This is a genomic window from Aquabacterium sp. (assembly GCF_004297345.1).
In the GTDB taxonomy this organism is placed as follows: domain Bacteria; phylum Pseudomonadota; class Gammaproteobacteria; order Burkholderiales; family Burkholderiaceae_C; genus Aquabacterium.
The window spans coordinates 1-7,756 of record NZ_SCTN01000206.1; the positions used below are offsets into that span (position 1 = coordinate 1).

Below are 7,756 nucleotides of genomic sequence, written 5' to 3' on the forward strand. Positions count from 1 at the left end.
TCAGGCTGTCGATGTTGAGCTTGCCGTCCATGTACCAGTCCACGATCTTGGGCACGTCGGTGCGGCCACGTGCGCCGCCGAAGGCCGAGCCTTCCCACTTGCGGCCCGTCACCAGCTGGAAGGGGCGGGTGGCGATCTCGGCGCCCGCTTCTGCCACCCCGATGATGATGGAGCGGCCCCAGCCCTTGTGGCAGCACTCCAGCGCCTGGCGCATGGTCTTGGTGCTGCCGATGCACTCGAAGCTGTAGTCGGCGCCGCCGTCAGTCAGTTGCACGATGGCGTCCACGATGTTGCCACCGGCCGCCTCAATGTCCTTGGGGTTGAGGAAGTGGGTCATGCCGAACTGGCGGGCCATGGCTTCGCGGTTCGGGTTGATATCGACGCCGATGATCTTGTCAGCGCCCACCATCTTGGCACCCTGGATCACGTTCAGGCCGATGCCGCCCAGGCCGAACACGACCACATTGGCGCCGGCTTCTACCTGGGCCGTGAACAGCACGGCGCCCACGCCGGTGGTCACACCGCAGCCGATGTAGCAGACGGTCTCAAACGGCGCGTCCTCACGGATCTTGGCCAGCGCGATCTCGGGCACCACGATGTAGTTGCTGAAGGTCGATGTGCCCATGTAGTGCAGGATGGGCTCGCCATTGAGCGAGAAGCGCGAGGTGCCATCGGGCATCAGGCCCTTGCCCTGTGTGGCGCGGATCTTCTGGCACAGATTGGTCTTGCGGCTCAGGCAGAATTTGCACTCGCGGCATTCCGGTGTGTAGAGCGGGATGACGTGGTCGTTCTTGCGCAGCGATTTGACGCCCGGGCCCACGTCCACGACCACGCCAGCGCCTTCATGGCCCAGGATGGCGGGAAACAGCCCTTCCGGGTCGGCGCCGGAGAGGGTGTAGTAATCGGTGTGGCAGATGCCAGTGGCCTTGATCTCGACCAGCACTTCACCTTCGCGCGGGCCTTGCAGATCAAGTTCTTCAATGGTCAGGGGGGCGCCAGCTTTCCAGGCGACGGCTGCTTTGGTTTTCATCGTTGGGCTCCTAGGCGCAAAGGGTTTGCAATCAACCCATCACTATTCCACAGCTTGAAAGCGGCCGTGGCGCGTGGCCATGAAAAAGGCCACCCGAAGGTGGCCTTGCTCGTGCACGGATGTCGCGTCAGCGCAAGGAGACCGAAGCGGCGCGCTTCTTGACCTCGATGGTCGTGGCGCTCAGGGTGCGTACATTGTTGACGGTGCTCATCGAGCCCTTCACTTCCACCAGGCAGTTCAGGGGCGTGTTCGATACCGTCATGTCCACGTTGCGGCCTGTGCTGATCGTGGCGGCGCTGCCATCCACCGTCAGTGAACCGTCGCGCAGCGTCAGGGTGAAGGTGCCACTCAGATCAGACGTGCCCGCGGTGCAGGGCGCTGAGCCATACAGCTCGAAGCGGCGTGGTGTGGGGCCTGCTTGCGGGGTGTTCACGGCGATGGCGGTCAGCACTGCTGGTGTGCCCAGAGGGCGCGCCAGCACTTCCACATAGGCCCCCACCGCTGGCAGGCTACCGACCGTCGTGTTGCTCATGGTCACTGTTACGCCCTGCACGACGAAAGTCTGGGCGTTGCTGTCCGAGGCCGATACGGCACCGAAGAGCTTCACGCCGCCGTCTGTCTGGGTGCGTTCATGGTTGTCGGCTTCGACCTCCTGAGCCACCAGCACGCCATTGCTGAAGCTGCCCTTGACCTTGACGATGGTGCCTGTGGTGATCGTGCTCAGGTTGAGCCCATCTTCCACCGTGGGCGATTGGGAGATGTCGATCGTCACGTCGCCGATCTTCCAGGTGGTGCCTGCTGTGACCACGGTGATGGCGCCTTGCAACTTGGACGGCATGCCATTGGCCTGGCGTTCTTTCTTGACCAGCACCTTGTCGGCCGTCACGTTGACGGTGCCGCTGCTGGTGCCGTTGATCGACGTGATGGCCGAGCTACCCAGCAGCACGCGCACATCGGCGCCTGCAACCAGGTTGGCGGCGGCCGGTTTGACGATGTTGTCGGCGTAGCTCACGTGCGCCGTGACGCCGGAGCGCAAGGCGAGGTCAAAGCTGTGGCCGGTGGTATCCAGATTGGCCACCAGGCCCTTGATGGCGAATTCGGTGGGGGCAGCTGTGAGCTGCTCCACGCGTGTGGCCGTGAAGTTGCCGCTGGCATCCACCACACCATAGACCTCTACATACGTGACATTGGCTTGCAGCGCGCTGAGGTTGAAGTTGGCTGTGCTGCCATCCCACACGGTGTTGCTGTCAACCGTGATCACCTGGCCGGCCACGGTGAAGGTGCTGCTCGCGATGGCGGTGACCTGGCCGCGCACGCCGCCATGAACCGTGATGGTCGATGCCGTGCCTGTCGTGCCATCGGCATTGACCGAGCCTGTGACGGTGACCGTGCTGCCCAGGCCGATCGGGCGGACGAAGGGTTGATCGGGGCTGTCGCTGTCAGCAGTATCGGCCCCTGTGGTGCTGAAGCGCACGCCGTTGACGATGACCGAGCCCAGGCCGCTGACCGCGCCGCTGTAAGAGGCCGTTGAGGCGCCGCTGCCAGAGCTGGCTGTGCTGTCACTGCTGCTTCCGCCGCCGCCGCAAGCGACCAGCGTCAGGATGGAGGCCAAGGCTGCGGCGATGCTGCCAAGCTTGAATAGGGTGGGGCTGCTGTACTTCATGGACTTCCTCGTTCGGTTCGTTACCGAGGAGGACTATTCCCCCGCTTCAAGCCGGCCCTGCATCTGTTTGCAACAGACGCTTGCGAGCTTCACGAACCAAATGAAAACGGCCCCGCAAGCGCGCGAGGCCGTCGCATCGTTGAAGTCGTGAACTCGGTCACGACTTCTTCTGGCTACAAATCGATACCTGTATGTCAGGCAGGTACGCGAATGTGTACAAGGCTTTGCTTACAGCAACAAAACAGGCGCCAGGAATCCCTGCTGCAGCAGTTCGTCCTGCACGTCGTTGCTGCCGGAAGGCAGGGCCAAGCCTGAGGTGAAGCCTTGCCCTTCCGCACCAGCCAGGGTTCCGTTGCCGTTGGCATCGAAGCTCATGCTGTTGCTGGCGCTGCAACTGTTGGTGGGGGCGTAGGCAATGTTGGACGTACCCAGGCTCCAGCCTGTCTCGCTGCTGCCCAGCGACAAAGCCTGGTACTGGAAGGCGTTGTGCAGCGTCTTGGTGCTGCCGGGGCCATTCCAGTTGCAGGCCATGCCCAGCATGGTGCCGTCGGTGTTGCTGATGTCGTTCGTGTAGCCATGGAACAGCGCCAGGCTGCGCGATTGGGTGCTGGTGTTCAGGCTGCTGTGGCCCGCAAAGAGGCGGGCGCGACTGACGCCGCCAAGCGCTTGATCTTGCCAGGCCAGGATGAAATCGCTGGTCTGCGCAGAGGCCAGCACATCGTTGCCCATGCGGATGAAGCCTTGGCGCCATCCCAGGGTGCTGCCCCGCACATTGCTGCTCAGAGAAATGGCCGGATCCAGCTCGCCAGACATGGCTGTGGCCGCCAGCGATTCGAACTGGTTGTTGCCCGTGCCGTTGCCGCAGTATTGGCCTGTTCGCAAACGCAGGCTCAGCCATTGATCCTGACGGTTGTAGCCGACCGATACCAGTCGGGCGACCTTGTAACGCCCCGTGCCGCTGTCGATCTGGTCTGCGCAGCCCAGGCTGGCGTCCGTGCTCAGGTAACCCAGTGCGATGCGCAGGGTGCCTGCATAGTGCAGATCGGTGTCAGCGGGCGTGTGCAACAGGCTGATCTCCATGGCCTGGGCGCTGGCGCCGCTGCCGCGCGTCAACAGCAGCCGGTAGGTGTACTCGCTGCTGTCGGCGTTGAGCGCGATGCTGGCCGATTGCAGTGTCACCCCGGTCAACAGCGGCGTCAGCAGGGTGTTGGCGAGGCTGGTGATGTCAGTTGAGCCACCCGCTGCGGGCAGCGATACGGCTGTGTTGGTCGCCACCGTCTGTCGCAGGGCGGCCATCAGCAACACGGCCTGGTGTGTTTGCGCGCTGAGCGCCCGGGTTTGCGCGGTCACTTCTGCCGCTGCGCAAGCTACAGGTGTGCTGCTGTTGTCGGTGGCGCGCCAGATGGCCACCTCACCGGCGGGCAGTGTGCCGCTGGTGCCGCTGGCGTTGTCGTGATTGATGTAGGCCACCGTCTGGCCATAGCACGATGCGTGGCTGCGCGCGCTGGTGTCAAACAGCGCGGATACATCCACCAGTCCGCTGCCCGACAAGTTCAAGCGGCCCGTGGCGATGGCATCGGCCTGGCTGGACAGCACCGCCTGTTGGGTGGTCATGGTGGTGTTGAGGCCCAGGTTGTCGATGCCTTGGCCGCCAGGGATCACGCTGCTGGTGGGCGCCAGTGACGCGGGTGAGGCCAGCGACATCCCTATCGGGAATGGCCAGGGCGATGTGGCGAACGAGCCCGAATTGGCGCTGCCTGAGGCTTCGCTGCTGCCGCCACCTCCTCCACCTCCGCCGCAAGCGTGTAGCAGGCCTGTTGTGGCCAGTGCGATGATGGTCCAGCGCAATGCGCTGGCGTGAGCACCGTGCGTGACGCGCACAGGCTCAGGTGTGGTGTGAATCAGTGGTTTGGTGGTGTGCATGAGAGAGCTCCAGGCGCAAGCCAGCGGCAAGTCACACAATGCCGCGAAGCACCCCCGGGTAATCGCGCATGAACAAGGGCGTTTGGACGCCTTTTCGTCATTCAGAAATCCGGACGGCTCACGCCCCTTGCGATAATGCAGATTCCCGGCCTGCGCTTGACGAAGTGGCCCCCTTGAGACCCCGACAAAGAGCCCTACGAGGACCCCCATGTTTCAGCACGTTGATGCCTACCCCGGCGATCCCATCCTCACCCTCAACGAGGATTTCCAGAAAGACCCGCGTCAGGGCAAGATCAACCTGAGCATCGGCATCTACTTCGACGAAGCAGGCCGCCTGCCCGTGATGGCCGCCGTGCGCGAAGCCGAAGGCGCCATGCTGGCCAACATCGGCCCCAAGCCTTACCTGCCCATGGCCGGCGCCCCCAATTACCGCGAAGCCGTGCAGCACCTGCTGTTCGGCGCCGAGCACGAGGCCGTCCAGAGCGGCCGCATTGCCACACTGCAGACGCTGGGTGGTTCAGGCGGCCTGAAGGTGGGCGGTGACTTCCTCAAGCGCTACTTCCCTGATTCGCAAGTGTGGGTGAGCGATCCCACCTGGGATAACCACCGCGCCATGTTTGAAGGTGCGGGCTTCCAGGTCAACACCTACCCGTATTACGACCCGGCCACTGGCGGCCTCAAGTTCGACGCCATGCTGGACACGATCAAATCGCTGCCCCGGCACAGCATCGTGCTGCTGCATGCCTGCTGCCACAACCCCACGGGCGTGGACCTGAGCGTGGCGCAATGGGGTGAACTGATTCCCGTGATGCGTGATCGCCAGTTGCTGCCCTATCTGGACATCGCCTACCAGGGCTTTGGCGACGGCATCGATGAAGACGCGCACGCCATTCGCTCGCTGGCCGACGCGGGTGTGCCCTTCTTTGTGGCGAATTCGTTTTCGAAGAGCTTCTCGCTGTACGGCGAGCGCGTGGGTGGCCTGAGCGTGGTCTGCCCGGACAAGGACCAGGCTGGACGCGTGTTCGGGCAGTTGATGTCGGCTGTGCGCCGCAACTACTCCAGCCCGCCCACACATGGTGGCCAGATCGTGGCGCGTGTGTTGCAGACACCCGCCTTGCACAAGCTTTGGGCCGATGAACTCGGCGGCATGCGCGAGCGCATCCAGCTGATGCGCCGCCGTCTGTACGACGGCCTGGTGCAGCGTGTGCCCGGGCGTGATTTCAGCTATTTCCTCACCCAGCGCGGCATGTTCAGCTACACGGGCCTGAGCGCCGAACAGGCCGATGCGTTGCGCGAGCAGCACGGTGTGTACCTGCTGCGTTCCGGCCGCATGTGTGTGGCCGGCCTGAACAGCAACAACGTGGACCGCGTGGCCGAAGCGCTGGCTGCGGTCATCTGAGCAGCCAGCACGGCGCCTGGTGCCAAACCAGGCGTCAGATCGCGCCCGCCACCCTGAAGCGGCTGACCACCACAGCCAGTGAGTCGGCCTGGTCTTTCAGACTGGCGGCAGCCGCCGCTGACTCTTCCACCAGCGCCGCATTTTGCTGCGTCATCTGATCGAGCTCTGATACGGCAGTGTGGATGGTGCCCACGCCTTGCGTCTGCTCGGTGGTGGCATGCGCGATTTCATGGATCAGCGAGGCCACCTTGTCCACCGATGCCACGATGGACTGCATGGTTTCACCTGCGCTTTGAACCAGCGTGGCGCCTGATTCGACATGCTCGGTCGATGTCTGGATCAAGGTCTTGATTTCTCGCGCGGCCTGGGCACTACGTTGCGCCAGGGTGCGAACCTCACCCGCCACCACGGCGAAGCCACGGCCTTGCTCGCCGGCACGCGCCGCTTCCACGGCCGCATTCAACGCGAGGATGTTGGTCTGGAAGGCGATGCCATCGATCACGGTGATGATGTCCGTGATCTTGCGTGCGCTGGCATGGATGGCCTCCATCGTGTGCACCACTTTGGAGACCACCTCGCCACCACGTTGAGCCTGGTTGGAGGCTTCTTCCGCCATCTCCTGTGCCGAGGTGGACGATTGCGCGTTGTGGCTCACCGTGCCCGACAACTCGTCCATGGATGAGGCGGTGTACTGCAGGCGTGCAGCTGTGTTCTCGGTGCGCTGGCTCAAGTCCAGGTTGCCTGCAGCGATCTGCTGACTGGCCATGGCCACGCTGTCCACGCTGTTGCGCACTTCGCTCACTGTGCTGGCCAGGCCGGCGCACATCAGTTGCATGGCTTGAAGCAGTCGCGCGATCTCGTCATCCCCATGAGTCAGCGGGTGAGGGGCCTGGCCGGTTGCCAGGTCACCTTCGGCAATGGCCTCGGCGCGTTGCACTGCCACTTTCACACCCGTGCTCAGATCACGTGCCGTGACTTCAATGAACACGGCCAGTGCGAGCGCGGTCAAGGTCACCACGATCAGGGCCTTGGTCAACTGTTGATGGAAGGCGGCCTGCACATCGTCGATGTAAAGGCCTGAACCCAGCACCCAGCCCCAAGGCTCGAAGCTTTTGACGTAGGAGACCTTGTCTTGCGGCTGTTCCATGCCTGGCTTGGGCCATTGGTAATTCACAAAGCCCTGTCCGTGTTCTTTCGCCATGCTCACAAAGCGTTTGAACAGGAAGACGCCATTGGGGTCCTTCATCTCAGCCACATCCTGCCCATCGAGTTGCGGCTTGATGGGGTGATGCACCATGCGGTGGTTCAGGTCATTGACCCAGAAGTATTCGTTGCCGCCATAGCGCAGTTTGTCCAATGCAGACAGCGCCATCTTTTGCGCCTGCGCTTCACTGAGTTCGCCTGCGGCCTGTTTGGCATGTACCCATTGCACGGCGGCGTGCGCCACCTCCACGGCCTGCCGAACGGCGACTTGCCGCGCACCGAGTTGTTGTTGATAGCTGGACCACATCAGCGCGCACGCCACGCCGAATATGCCAACGACGGACAGCAGCGCCAAGGCTCTGAGCCTGGATGCGACGCTGAAGTGTCTGAACCAATTGAACATGTTGAAACCCGTTGGTGATGTTGACTGTTTGTTATGTCCACAGGGATCGCTTTTCCGCCTGCGAAGCGATGCGACTCCGGCGGTATCTGGATGGAGCACGCCATCCAGATACCGCCGGAGTCGCATCGCTTCGCA

At 63.1% G+C, this 7,756-nt stretch carries 5 protein-coding genes; 1 reads left to right on the forward strand and 4 read right to left on the reverse strand.

Going from position 1 to position 7,756, the window contains the following annotated elements:
- The 3 genes from EPO09_RS07430 to EPO09_RS07440 all read right to left on the reverse strand — a co-directional run.
- Positions 1 to 1,030, reverse strand: a 1,030-nt coding sequence (locus tag EPO09_RS07430; protein ID WP_290641727.1) for an S-(hydroxymethyl)glutathione dehydrogenase/class III alcohol dehydrogenase, incomplete at its 3' end; no start/stop codon positions are given.
- Between the two features lie 127 nt (positions 1,031 to 1,157).
- Positions 1,158 to 2,693: a DUF5666 domain-containing protein gene (locus EPO09_RS07435; RefSeq protein ID WP_290641729.1), complete on the reverse strand. Its 1,536-nt coding sequence runs from the start codon at positions 2,691 to 2,693 to the stop codon at positions 1,158 to 1,160.
- 228 nt (positions 2,694 to 2,921) lie between these two features.
- A complete protein-coding gene (locus EPO09_RS07440; protein ID WP_290641731.1) occupies positions 2,922 to 4,616 on the reverse strand; it encodes a hypothetical protein in 1,695 nt (564 codons plus the stop codon).
- 208 nt (positions 4,617 to 4,824) lie between these two features.
- On the opposite strand from EPO09_RS07440, the gene EPO09_RS07445 reads away from it, so the two are divergent.
- A complete protein-coding gene (locus EPO09_RS07445; RefSeq protein ID WP_290641733.1) occupies positions 4,825 to 6,015 on the forward strand; it encodes an amino acid aminotransferase in 1,191 nt (396 codons plus the stop codon).
- A 34-nt stretch (positions 6,016 to 6,049) separates the two neighbouring features.
- On the opposite strand, the gene EPO09_RS07450 is transcribed toward EPO09_RS07445, so the two are convergent.
- Positions 6,050 to 7,621 carry a methyl-accepting chemotaxis protein gene (locus EPO09_RS07450; protein ID WP_290641735.1) on the reverse strand — a complete coding sequence of 524 codons (1,572 nt, stop codon included), beginning with the start codon at positions 7,619 to 7,621 and terminating at the stop codon, positions 6,050 to 6,052.
- Positions 7,622 to 7,756: the final 135 nt, after the last annotated feature.